Origin of the sequence: Rhodoplanes azumiensis (assembly GCF_042682915.1) — a bacterium.
GTDB classification, from domain to species: Bacteria; Pseudomonadota; Alphaproteobacteria; order Rhizobiales; family Xanthobacteraceae; genus Rhodoplanes; species Rhodoplanes azumiensis.
In genome coordinates this window covers 1-15,874 of the sequence record NZ_JBHUIW010000001.1, presented here as the reverse complement: position 1 = coordinate 15,874, position 15,874 = coordinate 1, and the positions used below count along the sequence as shown (strand labels likewise).

The following is a 15,874-nucleotide window of genomic DNA, read 5'->3' as shown; positions in this document are numbered from 1 at the left end:
GGCCATCCACGGTCTTGCCCGCCGCGCTTTGGCTTCGTGAATGGCCGGGACGAGCCCGGCCATGACGAGTCGGGACATCACGCCAGCGCGCGGCGCTTGCGCTCGACGAGCTTGAGGATCATCGGCGTGAGGATGAGCTGCATGGCGAGGTCGAGCTTGCCACCCGGAATCACGATCGAGTTGGCGCGGCTCATGAAGCTGCCGTCGATCATGGTGCGCAGATAGGCGAAGTCGATGCCGCGCGGGTTCTTGAAGCGGATCACCACCATCGACTCGTCCGGCGTCGGGATCCAGCGGGCGACCAGCGGATTCGACGTGTCGACGGTGGGCACCCGCTGGAAGTTGATGTCGGTCTCGGTGAACTGCGGGCAGATCACGTGCACGTAGGCGTGCATGCGGCGCAGGATCGTGTCGGTGACGGCCTCGGTCGAGTAGCCGCGCGCCGCGCGATCGCGATGAATCTTCTGGATCCATTCGAGATTGATCACCGGCACGACGCCGATCTTGAGGTCGGCATACTGGGCGATGTTGATCGTGTCGGTCGCGACCGCCCCGTGCAAGCCCTCGTAGAACAGGAGATCCGACTTCTCCTCGAACGGCGCCCAGTCCGTGAAGGTGCCGGGCGGCACGCCGTAGCACTCGGCCTCCTTGTCGTCGTGGACGTAGTGCCGCGTGCGCCCCTTGCCGGTGAGTCCGTAGTCGCGAAACACTCGCTCGAGCTCCTCGAGCTCGTTGGCCTCGATGTTGAAATGGCTGAAGGTCTGATCGCCTTCGGCGGCGCGCCGTGCGATCTCGGCCTTCATGGCGGCGCGGTCGTAGCGATGGAAGGCGTCGCCCTCGATCGACACCGCCGTGATGCCCTCGCGGCGGAAGATCTGGTCGAAGGTGTGCTTCACCGTGGTGGTGCCCGCTCCCGAGGAGCCGGTGACCGAGATGATCGGATGCTTGACGGACATTGTTCTCGACCCGGAAGTTCAGTCTGCCGTCATTCCGGGCGCACCGCAGGTGCGAACTCGGAATCCAGCGGCGACGACGGAGAGTTCGGCTGGATTCCGGGTTCGCCGCCGTGCGGCGCCCCGGAATGACCGGGAAATGGTTCGAATCAATTCTCGGAAAGCATCATCTCATGCCGTGAGCAGGCCCCGCTTGGAGAACAGCGGCGAGCGCTCCGCGATCTCGCCGGGTGCCGTGAGATAGTTCGACACCCGCTCCACCTTCTCGCGCGAGCCGAAGATCAGCGGGACACGCTGATGCAGCTTCTCCGGCACGAGGTCGAGGATGGGCGTGCGGCCGTCGGTCGCCGCGGCGCCCGACTGCTCCATCAGGAGCGCGATCGGGAACGCCTCGTAGATCAGGCGCAGGCGGCCCTGCGTGTAGCCGGCGCGGGTGTCGGCCGGATACAGATAGATGCCGCCCCGGATGATGATGCGATGCGCCTCCGCCACCATCGAGGCGATCCAGCGCATGTTGTAGTCGGCCTCGCGCGGGCCGTCCTTGCCCTGCAGGAGATCGTCGATGTAGAGGCGCAGCCGGTCGTCCCAGTGGCGGTGGTTCGACATGTTGATGGCGAACTCTTTCGCGCTCGCCGGAATCGTCACCCGCTCGCTGATCAGCCGATAGGTGCCGGACGTGCGATCGAGCACGAAGTGGGCCGTCCCCTCGCCGACGCTGAGCACCAGCGCGGTGTGCGGCCCATAGACCGTGTAGCCGGCCGCGAGCTGATCACGCCCCTTCTGGAAGAACGCCGCCTCGGACACCGGGTCGATGTCGTCGGGAACCGGCAGCACCGAGAAGATGGTGCCGATGGTCACGTCGGTGTCGATGTTGGAGGAGCCGTCGAGCGGATCGACGGCGACCAGCAGCGGCGCGCCCGCGTTGACGGCGACCGGCAGTTCGGCCTCCTCGGACGCATAGGCGGCGACCGGCGCCCCCTTCAGGGCCTCGAACAGCAGGGCGTCGGCGCGCACGTCGAGCTCCTTCTGCTCGTCGTAGCCGTCCGCGCCCTTGCCGAGCGTCGCCGAGAGCTCGCCGGCGAGCGGGCCGTCGGCGACGATGGCCGAGATGGTCGCCGTCGCGCCGGCGATCGCCACCAGCACCTTGCGCACCGCGTCACGGGTCGGGTCGGTGCCGGCCCAGCGTGCCAGATATCCGTCGAGTGTGTCCGCCATGGTGCTTCCCCGTCCCGCCGTCTTTTGCCTGCCGCCTCTGTCCGTCGCTCTTGCCTCTGTGCCGGCCACCATAGTCGCGGTGCCGGCCGAAATGTCAGTCCGAAAAAACCCGGCTGGCACGGATGTCCGCCGCCGTGATGGTGCGCAGCGCCTCCTGGTCGACCGGCGCGTCCTGGTCGAACAGCCGCATCGCCTGGCGCAGCCGCGCCCGGTCGAAGGCGTTGCGCATCGAGCGCGCGTTCGCGAACGACGGCTTCTTTCGCCGTGCCGTGACGTAGTCGACCAGCGCCGCCCGCCCCGCCTCGTCGAAGCGATAGCCCTCCGCGGCCGCGAGCGTCTCGGTGATGGCGACCAGCTCGGCGTCGTCGTAGTCCGGAAAATCGATGTGATGCGTGATGCGCGAGCGGAAGCCCGGGTTCGCCGAGAAGAACGTCTCCATGCGGTCGCCGTAGCCGGCCAGGATCACCACCAGATCCTCGCGCTGGTTCTCCATCACCTGGAGCAGGATCTCGATCGCCTCCTGGCCGTAGTCCTTCTCGTTCTCGGGTCGGTAGAGATAATAGGCCTCGTCGATGAACAGGACGCCGCCCATGGCGCGCTTGAGCACTTCCTTGGTCTTCGGCGCCGTGTGGCCGATATATTGGCCGACCAGATCGTCGCGCGTCACCGAGACGAGGTGGCCTTTCCGCACATAGCCGAGGCGATGCAGGATGCTCGCCATGCGCAGCGCCACCGTCGTCTTGCCGGTGCCGGGATTGCCCGTGAACGCCATGTGCAGGGTCGGCGGCGTCGCCGTGAGCCCGAGCGTGCGGCGCGCCTTGTCGACCAGCAGATAGGCGGCGATCTCGCGGATGCGCCGCTTCACCGGCTTCAGGCCGATCAACGCGGCGTCGAGCTCGGCCAAGACCGCGTCGATCTGGGTCTCGTGACAGAGCGCCTTGAGATCGACGCGGGTGTCGGCCGGGTTTTCCCCCGCCGTGCCGGCGGCGACCGGCACCGCCTGCCCCGTCCCGATCGTGCCGATGGTCATGACCGTCTCCCGCTCACGCACCCGCCTGCTCGTTCCGCGGCGCGCCGCCGGCGCGCACCCGGACTCCGGCGACAAGCTCCGTCCCCCGCGTCTGGAATCCAGGGTCGTCGCTCCGCGACGCCCCGGAATGACCAGCGTGGCTCAGGCCCGCACCACCGAATAGTGCTGCACCCGGCCCGGACCCTCGGTGCGCTCCAGGCGGAACCGGGCCTCGACCTTCGGCCGGTGGACCATGAAGGCGAGCCGCACCGTCTCCCAGCCGCGGGTCGAGTCGAAGGCCGACAGGCGGATGTAGCAGTCCGGATGGGCCTCGCGGCAAGCCTTCAGCTCGCCCATCACGCCGGCGGCGTCCTTCAGGTCGAACATCGGGATGCCCCACATGTCCCAATAGGTGTTGCGGGGATGCGGGTCGTCGGTGAACTCGAGGCTGACGGCCCAGCCCTGCTCCAGCGCGTACTCGATCTGCGCGGCGATCTGCGGGTCGGTGAGGTCGGGAAGGAACGAGAACGCCCCTTGCGTGATCTTCGGCATGATCTGCTCCTGGTCGCGATGCGACGAATTCTGAATCTCCCCTCATGGTGAGGTGCTCGCCGAAGGCGAGCCTCGAACCATGAGGCCACAGGCTCCGGTCGGGGCCGCCCTCGCCCTTCGAGACGCGCCTTCGGCGCTCCTCAGGGTGAGGGCGGGAAAGGTCCGGGGGCCGGGGGCGAGCCCCCGTCACGCCACCGAGGCGGTGGGCACGAAGTCCGAGGTGTCGGTCGAGGTGTAGTCGAACGTCACCGAGCCCCAGGTGTGCAGGGCCGCCTCCAGCGGCTTGCACCACTTCGCGGCGGCCTGCAGGATCTCCGGGCCGTCCGCCATGATGTCGCGGCCTTCGTTGCGGGCCAGCACCATGGCCTCCAGGGCGACGCGGTTGGCGATGGCGCCCGCCTCGATGCCCATCGGGTGGCCGATCGTGCCGCCGCCGAACTGCAGCACCACGTCGTCGCCGAACAGGTTGATGAGCTGGTGCATCTGCCCCGCATGGATGCCGCCCGAGGCGACCGGCATGACGCGGCGGATGTCGGCCCAGTCCTGCTCGAAGAACAGCCCGCGCGGCAGATCGACGGCGTTCGTGCGCTCGCGGCAGATGTTGTAGTAGCCCTGCACGGTCATCGGGTCGCCCTCCAGCTTGCCGACCGCCGTGCCGGCGTGCAGGTGGTCGACGCCGGCGAGGCGCAGCCACTTGGCGATCACCCGGAACGACACGCCGTGGCTCTTCTGCCGCGTGTAGGTGCCGTGGCCGGCGCGATGCATGTGCAGGATCATGTCGTTGGCGCGCGCCCACTCGGCCATCGACTGGATCGCGGTCCAGCCGATCACCAGATCGACCATCACGATCACGGAGCCGAGCTGCTTGGCGAACTCGGCGCGCCGGTACATCTCCTCCATGGTGCCGGCCGTGACGTTGAGATAGTGACCCTTCACCTCGCCGGTGCGCGCCGTCGCTTGGTTGACGCCCTCCATGCAGTAGAGGAAGCGGTCGCGCCAGTGCATGAAGGGCTGCGAGTTGATGTTCTCGTCGTCCTTGGTGAAATCGAGGCCGCCGCGCAGCGCCTCGTAGACGACGCGGCCGTAGTTCTTGCCCGACAGGCCGAGCTTCGGCTTGATGGTGGCGCCGAGCAGCGGACGGCCGAAACAGTTCAGCCGCTCGCGCTCGACCACGATGCCGGTCGGCGGCCCCTTGAACGTCTTCACATAGGCGACCGGCAGCCGCATGTCCTCCAGCCGCGCCGCCTTCAGCGGCTTGAACGAGAACACGTTGCCGATGATCGAGGCGGTGAGGTTGGCGATCGAGCCTTCCTCGAACAGGATCAGGTCGTAGGCGATGTAGACGAAATACTGGCCCGGCTGGCCCGGCACCGGCTCGACCTTGTAGGCCTTGCCGCGATAGCTGTCGCAGGCGGTGAGCCGGTCGGTCCACACCACCGTCCAGGTCGCCGTGGAGCTCTCGCCGGCGACCGCCGCGGCCGCCTCGATCGGATCGACGCCCTCCTGCGGGGTGATACGGAACACCGCGAGCAGATCCGTGTCCTTCGGCTCGTAGTCGCCGTCCCAGTAGCCCATCTGCGCGTATTTCAGCACGCCCGCGGCGTAGCGCTTCTTGGCGTCCGTGATGGCGCCTTGCGGCGCACTGCCCTGGGGCGCGGCGCCCTGCGGGGCGGTGGGGGCGAGCGACGTGACGCTGGTCATCGAATAGGGCTCCTCGGCTGTCCTCGCGACGGACATTGCAATTTCCGAATGCGTCAGTAAATTTTAATGTTCTGAAGCTTGCGTTCAGCCGGACTTAACCGGCGCGCCGACGGACCGCCCCATGCGCAACATCACGCTCAAGCAGCTCCGCCTGATCGACAGCGCCGCCGCGCTCGGCAGCTTCGCCGCGGCGGCGGAAGCGAACCACGTCACGCCGCCGGCCGTGACCATGCAGATGCGCCAGCTCGAGGAGGAGATCGGCCTGCCGCTGTTCGACCGCGACGGCCGCGGCCTCACGCCCACGGCGGCCGGCCAGGAGCTGCTGCTCGCCGCCCGCAAGGTCGAGGCGGCGCTCGGGGAGTGCCGCGAGGCGCTCGCCTCGCTCAAATCGCTCGACGCCGGGCGCGTGACGGTCGGCGTCGTCTCGACCGCCAAGTATTTCGCGCCGCGCATGCTGGCGGCCTTCGCGAAGAAGCACCCGAAGGTCGAGCTGCAGCTCGTGGTCGGCAACCGGCGCGACATCGTCGCCCAGTTCGAGACCGGGCTGCTCGACGTCTGCGTCATGGGGCGCCCGCCCGAAGGCCTCGCGATCGAGAGCGACCGCATCGGCGCGCATCCGCACGTCGTCGTCGCGCCGCCCGACCATCCGCTGGCGAAGCGGCGGCGCCTCGCCCCGCAGATGCTGGCCGGCGAGACCTTCCTGGTGCGCGAGCCCGGCTCCGGCACCCGCACCCTGATGGAGAGCTTCTTCACGAAAGCCGGCCTCACCCCCGCGATCGGCATGGAGATCGGCTCCAACGAGACGATCAAGCAGGCCGTGATGGCGGGTCTCGGCCTCGCCTTCATCTCGGCCCACACGATCGCGGCCGAGCTCGCCGACGGCCGCCTCAAGGTTCTCGCCGTCGAGGGCCTGCCGCTCGAACGCGCCTGGTTCGTGGTGCGCCTGGAGTCGCGCCGCCTGCTCCCCGCGGCCCAGGCGCTGAGGTCGTTCCTCGCGAAGGAAGGCGGCGCGTTCCTGCCGGCGGTGCCGAAAGCCAAGGGGCGGTGACGCGCACGCGCGCGGCCCGGCGCGTTCACGGCCAGTCGGCATAGGAGTGGCGCGACGGCGGCGGGGTGCGGCGCGCCGCGGCGCGCGCCGTCTCGCGCCGGAAGGCGCCCGGCGGCAGCCCGGCATGGGCCTTGAAGAAGCGGTTGAAGTGGGCCGGATCCTTGAAGCCGAGATGGGCCGACACCTGCTCGACCGTCAGCATCGAGCGCTCCAGCAGCAGCATCGCCTCGCGAGCCAGCCTGTCGTGCACCAGCGCGAGCGGCGCGCGGCCGAGCTCGCGCAAGCAGATCGCGTGCAGCCGGTCGGGCGACACGGCGAGCGCCTCGGCGTAGCGCGGGATGCGCCAGTGCTCACGGAAATGCAGCTCGACGAGATGACGGAAGCGCTGGAGGATCGACGCGGCCGGACCGCCCGAGCGCCCGGCCGCCGCCTCGATCCCCGAGGCCCGCCACAGCCCGACCATCACCAGCGCGACATGCGCCGTGACGGCCGTCCAGGCGCCGCGCGTCGCGGCCGCGAGCTCGCGCTCGATCGCCGCGAACGCATGGGCGAGGTCGGCGAGCGCCTCGGGCGTGCCGACCGGCACGGCAAGCAGCCGCGCTGCGATCGTCGCCAGCACGGCCGACTCGACGTTGCCGCTGATCGTCGCGGCGAGCAGATCGTCGGCGATGGCGAGCAGCCACCCGCTCGCCCCGGCCTCGAGGTGGAGCCGCTCTGCGGCGCGCGGCGGCACCCACACCAGGGCCGGGCCGGACACCTCGAGCGGCGGCTCCGGACCGACCAGATGCCCCTGCCCGGACGTCACCAGGATGGCGTGGGAGAGGCGCCCGGCGGCGCCGTGCGCGAGCGTCCAGTCCCGCCCCGTCAGGGCCGGACGGATCGCCTGCAGGGCGACCTTGCGGGCCGCCACCGAGCCCGCCAGAAGCGACGGGCCATGCACGCCGGAGGAGCCGGACTCGACCCACTTCTCTCCCATTATGTGCCAATTCCGATGTTCGGGCGCCCAGGACGCCGAATAATCGTCAATAAAGGACCAGAAAAAGATATTCATCCCGGACGCGCATTCGGGTCAACTTCGCCTCACCGGACGCTGCACCCCCGCACAACAACGCGGCGCCGGGCGGGAATGGGACATCCAGGGAGGCGGCCGCCCGGCCGCAGGCACGACCGGCCCGCGCCGCGCCGCAGCGGGGCTGTGTCGGCCCGCCGGGCCGCCGAGGGTCGTTCGGACCCGCGCGGCGCCATCCGCCGCGCGCATGAGCCCTGGATGTCCCCCCGTCTCGTCGGATGCGAGCGGCGGCCCCCGCCGTCGCTCGTCACAGGCCCGCGTCAGTCGGGCCGCCACGAAGGGAGGAGACCATGCGACGTGTGTCTGCGGCGCTCGCCGCCGCGCTCGGACTGCTTGCACTCGGCGCCGAGGCCTTCGCGCAGGCCGCACCCGGCACGCCCGACAAGGTCAAGATCGGCTACGCGATCTCGAAGACCGGCCCGTTCACGGGCGGCGCCAGCATCACGACCCTGCCCGTCTACCAGCTCTGGGTGAAGGAGGTGAACGCCGCCGGCGGCCTGAAGATCGGCGACAAGCGCGTGCCGATCGAGGTGATCGAGTACGACGACCGCTCGAACTCCGAGGAGGCCATCAAGGCGATCGAGCGGCTCGCCGCCCAGGACAAGGTCGACTTCATCTTGCCGCCGTGGGGCACCGGCCAGAACCTCGCGGTCGGGCCGATCCTCGCCCGGCTCGGCTACCCGCATCTGGCGGTGACGACCAACACCAACCGGGCGCCCGAGCTCGCCAAGCGCTGGCCCAACGCCTCGTTCTGGCTCGGCCTGCCCGCCGACATCTCGGTCGAGATGGTGGCGCTGCTGAAGAGCCTGCGCGACCAGGGCAAGATCGGCCCGACGGTCGCGATGATCGCGGTCTCCGACCAGTTCGGCATCGAGCTGTCCACGGCGGCCCGCGACGCCTTCGCCAAGGCCGGCTTCAAGCTCGCCTACGACAAGTCCTATCCGGCCGGCACGCAGGACATGCAGCCGATGCTGAAGGACGCCATGGCGACGAGCCCGGACGTGTTCGTCTCGTTCAGCTATCCGCCCGACACGCTCGCCGTCACCGATGCCGCGAAGGTGCTGAGCTTCAATCCCAAGGTGTTCTTCACCGGGGTGGGCACGGCGTTCCCGCTGTTCAAGCAGCGCTTCGGCGGCAATGCCGACGGGGTGATGGGCATCGGCGGCTGGAACGCGGACTCGGCCCTGTTGAAGGACTATCTGGAGCGCCACAAGGCCGGCGTCGGCCGCGAGCCGGACCGCTGGGCGAACCCGATCACCTTCGCGAGCCTGCAGGCCCTGCAGCAGGCGATCGAGCGCGTCGGCCTCGACCGGGCCGCGGTGATCAAGGAGCTGCAGAACGGCTCCTTCGACACCATCATCGGCAAGGTGAAGCTCGACGGCGGCCTCTTGAAGGACGTCTGGGCCGTCGGCCAGTGGCAGAACGGCGAGTTCTACGGCATCGCGCCGACGAAGAAGGACGGCGCCCGCGCGGCGATCGTGCCCAAGCCGGCCTGGGGGCCGTAGCGTTCCTGGTCGTTCCGGAGCGCCGCGCAGCGGCGAGCCCTGCTCCGTCACCCTGAGGCGGCCGCGCCATGGGCGCGGCCCTCGAAGGGCGACGGCCACGGCGTCGTGGCCGCATCCTTCGAGGCCAGGCTTCGCCGGGCGCCTCAGGATGACGGTCGAGGTTTTGTGCGAACAAGCGGAAGACTGTCCCTTTGCTCCTCGTCGACATCGTCCTGTCGGGCCTGATCCTCGGCGGCATGTACGCGCTCGTCGCCATGGGGTTGACGCTGCAATACGGCGTCGCCCGCATCCTCAACCTCGCCTACGGGGAGGTGATGGTGGCGGCCGCGTTCCTCGCCTATGTGCTGTTCACCGGCGCCGCGATCGTGCCGCTTCTCGGCCTCCTCGTCGTTCTGCCGCTCGCCTTCGCGGCGAACTGGCTCGTCTACCGGGTGATGCTGGTGCCGCTGGTGCGCCGCGCCAAGAGCCGCGCCGCACTGGAGACCGACTCGATCCTCGCCACCTTCGGGCTCCTCTTCGTGCTGCAGGGCGTCGCCTTCGTGATCTTCGGCGGCCAGTATTACGGCTACGCGTTCCTCTCGACGCCGGTGTCGCTCTTCGGCGCGACCGTGGCGGTGAACCGGCTGGTCGCGCTCGGCTTCGCCGCCGTGCTCGCGATCGGCCTCTATCTGCTGCTGACCCGCACCCGCACCGGCACGGCGATCCGCGCCGTCGCCGTGGATCCGACCGCGGCGCGCCTCGTCGCCATCGACGTGGACAGGATCGCCGCGCTCGCCTTCGCGGCCGGCGGCGCGCTGTGCGCGGCCGGCGGCGTGCTGGTGTCGATGTTCCTCACCTTCAACGCCGCGATGGGCGTGCTCTTCACCATGAAGGCGCTGATCGTCGTGATCATGGGCGGGGTCGGCAACCTTCTCGGTGCGCTCGCGGCCGGGCTGTTGCTCGGCCTGATCGAGACGGCGGTCGCCCGCCTCGTCGATCCCGGCCTGACGCTCGCGGCGAACTACGCGCTCTTCCTCGCCGTGCTGCTGGTGCGGCCGACCGGCCTGTTCGGGAAGGCCGCCCGATGAGCCGGCCGCTCTCCTACGGTCCGGCCGTGCTGGTCGGCGGCACGCTCGCCGCGCTCGCACTGGTGGCGATCTTCGGCTCCGACTATCACGTCGCGCTCGCCGTCGCGGTCACGAGCTACATCGTGCTCGCCACCGCCTGGGCGCTGTTCTCCGGGCCGACCGGCTACGTCTCGCTCGCCACCGTCGCGTTCTTCGGCATCGGCGCGTACACGGTGGCCGTGCTGGGCGACGCCCTGCCCTGGCCCGTCGTGCTGGTGGTCGCCGCCGCGATCGGGCTCGTCGTCGCCCTGGTGGTCGGTCTCTCGACCCTGCGCCTCAGCGGCATCTATTTCGTCGTGTTCAGCTTCGGGCTCGCCGAGCTGATCCGCCAGCTGGTCACCTGGTACGAGGTGAACATCGGCCGCTCGGTCGGCCGCTACGTCTTCCTCGACGTGACCCAGGCCGGCCTCTTCTGGCAGCTCTTCGGGCTCGCCGTCGCGGTCTTCCTGGTCGGCTGGCTGATCGGCCGCTCGCGGCTCGGGCTCGCCCTGAGAGTGATCGGCGAGGACGAGACGGTGGCGCGCCACTGCGGCATCGACACGACGCGCGCGAAGCTGATGCTGTTCGCCGTCTCGTCGATGTTCATCACCGTGACGGGCGCCGTGATGGCGCCGCGCTGGACCTATATCGACCCGGCGATCGCGTTCAATCCGCTGATCTCCTTCCAGGTCGTCGTGATGGCGCTGCTCGGCGGCGCCGGGGTGCTCTACGGCCCGCTGCTCGGCGCCGTCCCGCTGGTGCTCCTGTTCGACCTGATCGGTGCGCATTTTCCGAACCACTTCTCCATCCTGCTCGGGCTGGTGTTCGTCGTCGTGGTGTACGGGCTGCCGAAGGGCGTGGCGGGGCTGGTGGGGCGCGCCACGTCGATGGAGCACGGCGCCGGTTCACCCTCTCCCCGCACGCGGGGAGAGGGTGGCTCGCCGCAAAGCGGCGAGACGGGTGAGGGGGCGCCTCCGTATCCACGAGAGGCCCCCTCACCCGACATCCGCGCTGAGCGCGCGAATGTCGACCTCTCCCCGCGTGCGGGGAGAGGTGACACCCGCCTCGGCGTGAGCGGCGAGCCCCTCCTCGTGATCGAAGATCTGAGCAAGTCCTTCGGCGGCGTGCGGGCCGTCGACGGCTTGAGCTTCGCGGTGGCGCGCGGCAGCATCGTCGGGCTGATCGGGCCGAACGGCTCCGGCAAGACCACGGCCCTCAACCTGATCTCCGGCGCGCTCCCGCCTCTAGGCGGCGAGATCCGGCTGGACGGCGACGCCATCACAGGGCTCAAGCCCGACCGCATCGTCCATCGCGGCGTCGCCCGCACGTTCCAGCTCGTGCGCGTCCTCGGCGACCTCTCCTGCGCCGACAACGTGACGGCGGCGATCGCCTTCCGCGAGCAGCCGCTGTGGGGCGACGAGGCGCGCCATCAGGCGACCGCCCTGCTCGGTCGTGTCGGCCTCGACGGCCGCGACGCCGAACCGGCCGGCAACCTCACCTACATCGACAGCAAGCGGCTCGAGCTCGCCCGCGCGCTGGCGCTCGATCCGAAGCTCCTGCTGCTCGACGAATGGCTGGCCGGCCTCAATCCGACCGAGCTGCAGGAGGGCATCGCGCTGATCGCCTCGCTGAAGCGCGACGGCCTCACCATCGTGATGGTCGAGCACGTGATGGACGCGATCCGCTCGCTCTGCGACCGTTGCGTCGTGATGAACACCGGCAAGAAGATCGCCGACGGCACGACGGCCGAGGTGCTGGCCGACCCCGCGGTGGTGCGGGCCTATCTCGGAGGCGCCGATGCTGAGGATTGAGGATCTCTCGGTGTCCTACGGCCGCCATCGCGCGCTCGACGCCGTCGCACTGACGGCCGGCGCGGCCGAGATCGTCGTCGTGCTCGGCGCCAACGGGGCCGGCAAGTCGACGCTGTTGAAGACCGTCGGTGGGCTGCTCACGCCGCACCCGGGCGCCAGCATCGTGCTCGACGGCGAGGCGCTGACCGGCAAACCGGCGCACGACATCGTCGAGGCGGGAATCGCGCTGGTGCCCGAGGGACGCGGCATCTTCGGCGAGCTGACCGTGCGGGAGAACCTGCAGCTCGGCGCCTATCCGGCGCGTGCCCGCGCCGCCGAGAAGGCCAATCTCGACCGCATCCTCGCCCTCTTCCCGCGGCTCTCGGAGCGGATGGGCCAGACCGCCCGCACCATGTCGGGCGGCGAGCAACAGATGCTCGCCATCGGCCGCGCCCTGATGTCGGCGCCGAGGCTCCTGCTGCTCGACGAGCCGTCGCTCGGCCTGTCGCCGCGGGTCTGCCGCGAGCTGTTCGCGGCGCTCACCCGCATCAAGGCCGACGGCATCGGCATCTTGCTCGTCGAGCAGAACGCCACCGCGAGTCTCGCCATCGCCGACCGTGGCTACGTGGTCGAGACCGGCCGGGTCACGCTCGCCGGACCCGCTCGCGACCTGCGCGAGAACCCGGCCGTCCGCCGCGCCTATCTCGGACTGCCAGCACCTGCTACGTCCGCCCCCGAGGGCAACACCCCCCAGCCGACGAGGTCATCGATGCTCGACGTCACCATGATGGTCAACGACAAGGACACGTCCGCCACCGCCGGCCGCACCTTCGAGCGCCTGAACCCGATCACCGGCGAGGTGGCGAGCCGCGCTCCCGCCGCGACGGTCGCCGACGCGAACGCCGCCGCCGACGCCGCCGCGGCGGCCTTCCCGGCGTGGTCCGAGACGGGGCCGAACGCCCGCCGCGCCATCCTCAACCTCGCCGCCGACAAGCTGGAGGCGCGCGCCGAGGACTTCGCCGAAGCGATGACGGCCGAGATCGGCGCCGCGGCGCCGTGGGCACATTTCAACGTGCATCTCGCCGCCGGCATGCTGCGCGAGGCCGCCGCGATGACGACCCAGATCGCCGGCGAGGTGATCCCCTCCGACGTGCCCGGCCTCGTCGCCTTCGGGCACCGCCAGCCGGTCGGCGTGGTGCTCGGCATCGCGCCGTGGAACGCGCCGGTCATCCTCGGCGTGCGGGCGCTCGCCATGCCGCTCGCCTGCGGCAACACCGTGGTGCTGAAGGCCTCCGAGATCTGCCCGGCGACGCACCGGCTGATCGGCGAGGCGCTGCACGACGCCGGCCTGCCGGCGGGCGTCCTCAACGTCGTCACCAACGCGCCCGAGGACGCGCCGGCCGTGGTCGAGGCGCTGATCGCGCATCCGGCCGTGCGCCGCGTCAACTTCACCGGCTCGACGAGGGTCGGCCGCATCGTCGCCGAGATCGCCGCGAAGCATCTCAAGCCGGTGCTGCTGGAGCTCGGCGGCAAGGCGCCCTGCATCGTGCTCGACGACGCCGATCTCGATGCGGCGGTCGCCGGCGCCGCCTTCGGGGCGTTCGCCAACCAGGGCCAGATCTGCATGGCGACCGAGCGCATCGTGGTGATGGAGGAGGTCGCCGACGCCTTCGTGCAGAAGCTCGCCGCCAAGGCCGCCTCGCTGCCGGCCGGCGACCCGCGCAAGGGCGCGGTCGTGCTCGGCTCGCTGGTCGGCCGCGAGGCGGCCGAGCGGGTCGGCGGGCTCGTCCAGGACGCGGTGGCGAAGGGCGCCGAGCTGCTCGCCGGCGGCAAGATCGACGGCACCATCATGAACGCCACCGTGATCGATCGCGTCACCCCGGCGATGCGGCTCTACACCGAGGAGTCGTTCGGCCCGGTGGTCGCCGTCGTGCGGGTCGGCAGCGTCGACGAGGCCGTGCGGGTGGCGAACGACACCGAGTACGGACTCGCGGCCGCGGTGTTCGGGCGCGACATCCCGCGCGCCATGGCGGTGGCGCGGCGGATCGAGTCCGGCATCTGCCACATCAACGGCCCGACCGTGCACGACGAGGCGCAGATGCCGTTCGGCGGCGTGAAGGCCTCGGGCTACGGCCGCTTCGGTGGCCGCGCCGCGATCGCCGAGTTCACCGAGCTGCGCTGGATCACGGTGGCGACGACGCCGCGACACTATCCGTTCTGATCAGCACCACGTCACGCCAGCCTGCCCTCTCCCCGCCGCACGGGGAGAGGGAAGAACGGTGCGCGGCGGCGAGGCCGTGGGCGACCGGATGCCGCCGGCACCGTCATGGTGCCGTCATCGCCACGTCAAGCCGGCGTTGCGGGCGCGGTCGAAAACCGACGGAGACATCCATCGAGGAGTCTCCATGACCCCCACGACCGCCCGCACGCCCCGCGCCCTGCCCCTCGCCGCCGCCCTCGCGCTGGCGCTCGCCGCCCCGGCCTCGGCGCAGCAGGAATATCCGGCCGTGTTGGCCGGCCATGCCGTGCTCCCGGCCAGAACCTTCGTTCCCGCGCCGGCCGATGCACCCGCCGACCTGACGATCTCCGGCAAGTTCGTGACCGGCAAGCGCGTCGAGACGATCGGCAGCGTGCCGGGCAAGTCGAACGGCCGCCCGACCGGCCTCGCCCTGCCGTTCGACGGCCAGCCCGTGCAGGGCAACTCGGGCGTCAAGGTGATGCCCGACGGCACGGTCCTGGTGCTCACCGACAACGGTTTCGGCGGCAAGGCGAACTCGCCGGACGCGATGCTGTTCTTCAACCGCTACAAGATCGACTGGGCGGCCGGCCGGTTCGAGCGGCTGGAGACCGTGTTCCTGCACGACCCCGACAAGAAAGTACCGTTCCGCATCGTCCACGAGGGCACGCCGAAGCGCTACCTCACCGGCGCCGACTTCGATCCCGAGGGCTTCCAGCCGATCGGCGACGTGATCTGGATCGGCGACGAGTTCGGACCCTACCTGATCAAGGCCGACAAGACCGGCAAGGTGCTCGGCGTGTACGAGACGATGGCGGACGGCAAGCCGGTGCGATCGCCCGACCATTACGCCGTCACCTCTCCCGGCGCGCCGAACCAGACCGGCGCCTTCAACGCCCGGCGCTCCAAGGGTTATGAAGGCTTCGCCGCGTCGCAGGACGGCAGGTTCATCTACGGCCTCCTGGAAGGCGCGCTGTGGGACGCCGACAAGAAGGACTTCGAAAATCTCGACGGCCGCGCCGCCTCCCGGATCCTCGAGTTCGACGTCGCGGCGGAGAAGTTCACGGGCCGGTTCTGGTTCTACCCGTTCGAGCAGAACGGCAACGCCATCGGCGACTTCAACATGATCGACGGCGCGACCGGCCTGGTCATCGAGCGCGACGACTTCGAGGGCACGGCCGACAAGGCGTGTCCGGCCGGCGCCACGGGCGCGGCGACGGAGAGCTGCTTCGCGAAGCCGGCGCAGTTCAAGCGCGTCTACAAGATCGAGCTTTCGGACGCGACCGTCGGCAAGCCGGTGCGCAAGATCGGCTACATCGACCTGATGAAGATCCAGGATCCCGACAAGAAGGCGAGGAAGCCCCTCACCGGCGGCGTCCTGACCTTCCCGTTCTTCACCATCGAGAACGTCGACCGGGTCGACGAGACCCACATCGTGGTCGGCAACGACAACAACCTGCCGTTCTCGTCGAGCCGCGAGCCGAACCAGGCGGACGACAACGAGTTCGTGCTGCTGAAGGTCGAGGAGCTCCTGAAAGCGAAGTGAGCCCGGCAGCGCTCGCAACCTGGTGGCCGGGCTCCTCCCGGCCACGTCTCCTTCGCGGCGAAGCCTCGGACGTCCACCGCGTGCCACGCCCGCGGCCCCTCGACAGGGCTCCGAATCCAGGTTAACGCGTCCGATGTCCGAGGATCTGGGCGCAGTATTCGGGAT

At 70.0% G+C, this 15,874-nt stretch carries 12 protein-coding genes and 1 pseudogene; 7 read left to right on the top strand and 6 right to left on the bottom strand.

The features are described 5' to 3' along the window. Positions 1–77: 77 nt before the first annotated feature. The 5 genes from ACFSOX_RS00065 to ACFSOX_RS00045 all read right to left on the bottom strand — a co-directional run bounded on the left by ACFSOX_RS00065 (position 78) and on the right by ACFSOX_RS00045 (position 5,430). Positions 78–956, bottom strand: coding sequence for a phosphoribulokinase (locus ACFSOX_RS00065; RefSeq protein ID WP_378475755.1), 879 nt, complete (start codon positions 954–956; stop codon positions 78–80). Between the two features lie 168 nt (positions 957–1,124). Next, positions 1,125–2,168, bottom strand: coding sequence for a class 1 fructose-bisphosphatase (locus ACFSOX_RS00060; protein ID WP_378475754.1), 1,044 nt, complete (start codon positions 2,166–2,168; stop codon positions 1,125–1,127). 94 nt (positions 2,169–2,262) lie between these two features. Then, on the bottom strand, positions 2,263–3,198 hold the full coding sequence (gene cbbX, locus ACFSOX_RS00055; RefSeq protein ID WP_378475753.1) for a CbbX protein: 936 nt from the start codon (positions 3,196–3,198) through the stop codon (positions 2,263–2,265). 141 nt (positions 3,199–3,339) lie between these two features. Continuing rightward, entirely contained in the window at positions 3,340–3,729 is a 390-nt protein-coding gene (locus ACFSOX_RS00050; RefSeq protein ID WP_378475752.1) for a ribulose bisphosphate carboxylase small subunit, read from the bottom strand. A 186-nt stretch (positions 3,730–3,915) separates the two neighbouring features. After that, a complete protein-coding gene (locus ACFSOX_RS00045; RefSeq protein ID WP_378475751.1) occupies positions 3,916–5,430 on the bottom strand; it encodes a form I ribulose bisphosphate carboxylase large subunit in 1,515 nt (504 codons plus the stop codon). A gap of 121 nt (positions 5,431–5,551) precedes the next feature. Between ACFSOX_RS00045 and ACFSOX_RS00040 the strand changes: the two genes are divergently transcribed. Further along, complete coding sequence (locus ACFSOX_RS00040) at positions 5,552–6,478, top strand: LysR family transcriptional regulator (RefSeq protein WP_378475750.1); 927 nt, start codon at positions 5,552–5,554, stop codon at positions 6,476–6,478. Between the two features lie 25 nt (positions 6,479–6,503). On the opposite strand, the gene ACFSOX_RS00035 is transcribed toward ACFSOX_RS00040, so the two are convergent. Continuing rightward, positions 6,504–7,454: a helix-turn-helix domain-containing protein gene (locus tag ACFSOX_RS00035; protein WP_378475749.1), complete on the bottom strand. Its 951-nt coding sequence runs from the start codon at positions 7,452–7,454 to the stop codon at positions 6,504–6,506. A gap of 383 nt (positions 7,455–7,837) precedes the next feature. On the opposite strand from ACFSOX_RS00035, the gene ACFSOX_RS00030 reads away from it, so the two are divergent. The 6 genes and pseudogenes from ACFSOX_RS00030 (at position 7,838) to ACFSOX_RS00005 (ending at position 15,709) form a co-directional block, all read left to right on the top strand. After that, positions 7,838–9,052 (top strand): amino acid ABC transporter substrate-binding protein, encoded by a 1,215-nt coding sequence (locus ACFSOX_RS00030; RefSeq protein WP_378475748.1) that lies wholly within the window; start codon positions 7,838–7,840, stop codon positions 9,050–9,052. 191 nt (positions 9,053–9,243) lie between these two features. Continuing rightward, positions 9,244–10,119, top strand: coding sequence for a branched-chain amino acid ABC transporter permease (locus tag ACFSOX_RS00025; RefSeq protein ID WP_378475747.1), 876 nt, complete (start codon positions 9,244–9,246; stop codon positions 10,117–10,119). After that, on the top strand, positions 10,116–11,948 hold the full coding sequence (locus ACFSOX_RS00020; RefSeq protein WP_378475746.1) for a branched-chain amino acid ABC transporter ATP-binding protein/permease: 1,833 nt from the start codon (positions 10,116–10,118) through the stop codon (positions 11,946–11,948). Before ACFSOX_RS00025 ends, ACFSOX_RS00020 begins: the two co-directional genes overlap by 4 nt. Further along, a pseudogene (locus ACFSOX_RS00015) lies at positions 11,935–12,411 on the top strand (ABC transporter ATP-binding protein); the annotation flags it as partial. The gene ACFSOX_RS00020 and the pseudogene ACFSOX_RS00015, both read left to right, overlap by 14 nt. 285 nt (positions 12,412–12,696) lie before the next feature. After that, positions 12,697–14,148 carry an aldehyde dehydrogenase gene (locus ACFSOX_RS00010; protein ID WP_378476086.1) on the top strand — a complete coding sequence of 484 codons (1,452 nt, stop codon included), beginning with the start codon at positions 12,697–12,699 and terminating at the stop codon, positions 14,146–14,148. Between the two features lie 184 nt (positions 14,149–14,332). After that, positions 14,333–15,709, top strand: coding sequence for an esterase-like activity of phytase family protein (locus ACFSOX_RS00005; protein WP_378475745.1), 1,377 nt, complete (start codon positions 14,333–14,335; stop codon positions 15,707–15,709). The last annotated feature ends 165 nt before the right edge of the window (positions 15,710–15,874 follow it).

Bases quoted from the DNA above. Each gene is read 5' to 3' on its own strand.
- ACFSOX_RS00005 (WP_378475745.1), top strand. From the start codon at position 14,333: ATGACCCCCACGACCGCCCGCACGCCCCGCGCCCTGCCCCTCGCCGCC.
- ACFSOX_RS00050 (WP_378475752.1), bottom strand. From the start codon at position 3,729: ATGCCGAAGATCACGCAAGGGGCGTTCTCGTTCCTTCCCGACCTCACC.
- ACFSOX_RS00060 (WP_378475754.1), bottom strand. From the start codon at position 2,168: ATGGCGGACACACTCGACGGATATCTGGCACGCTGGGCCGGCACCGAC.
- ACFSOX_RS00045 (WP_378475751.1), bottom strand. From the start codon at position 5,430: ATGACCAGCGTCACGTCGCTCGCCCCCACCGCCCCGCAGGGCGCCGCG.
- ACFSOX_RS00065 (WP_378475755.1), bottom strand. From the start codon at position 956: ATGTCCGTCAAGCATCCGATCATCTCGGTCACCGGCTCCTCGGGAGCG.
- ACFSOX_RS00035 (WP_378475749.1), bottom strand. From the start codon at position 7,454: ATGGGAGAGAAGTGGGTCGAGTCCGGCTCCTCCGGCGTGCATGGCCCG.
- cbbX (WP_378475753.1), bottom strand. From the start codon at position 3,198: ATGACCATCGGCACGATCGGGACGGGGCAGGCGGTGCCGGTCGCCGCC.
- ACFSOX_RS00010 (WP_378476086.1), top strand. From the start codon at position 12,697: ATGCTCGACGTCACCATGATGGTCAACGACAAGGACACGTCCGCCACC.
- ACFSOX_RS00040 (WP_378475750.1), top strand. From the start codon at position 5,552: ATGCGCAACATCACGCTCAAGCAGCTCCGCCTGATCGACAGCGCCGCC.
- ACFSOX_RS00020 (WP_378475746.1), top strand. From the start codon at position 10,116: ATGAGCCGGCCGCTCTCCTACGGTCCGGCCGTGCTGGTCGGCGGCACG.
- ACFSOX_RS00030 (WP_378475748.1), top strand. From the start codon at position 7,838: ATGCGACGTGTGTCTGCGGCGCTCGCCGCCGCGCTCGGACTGCTTGCA.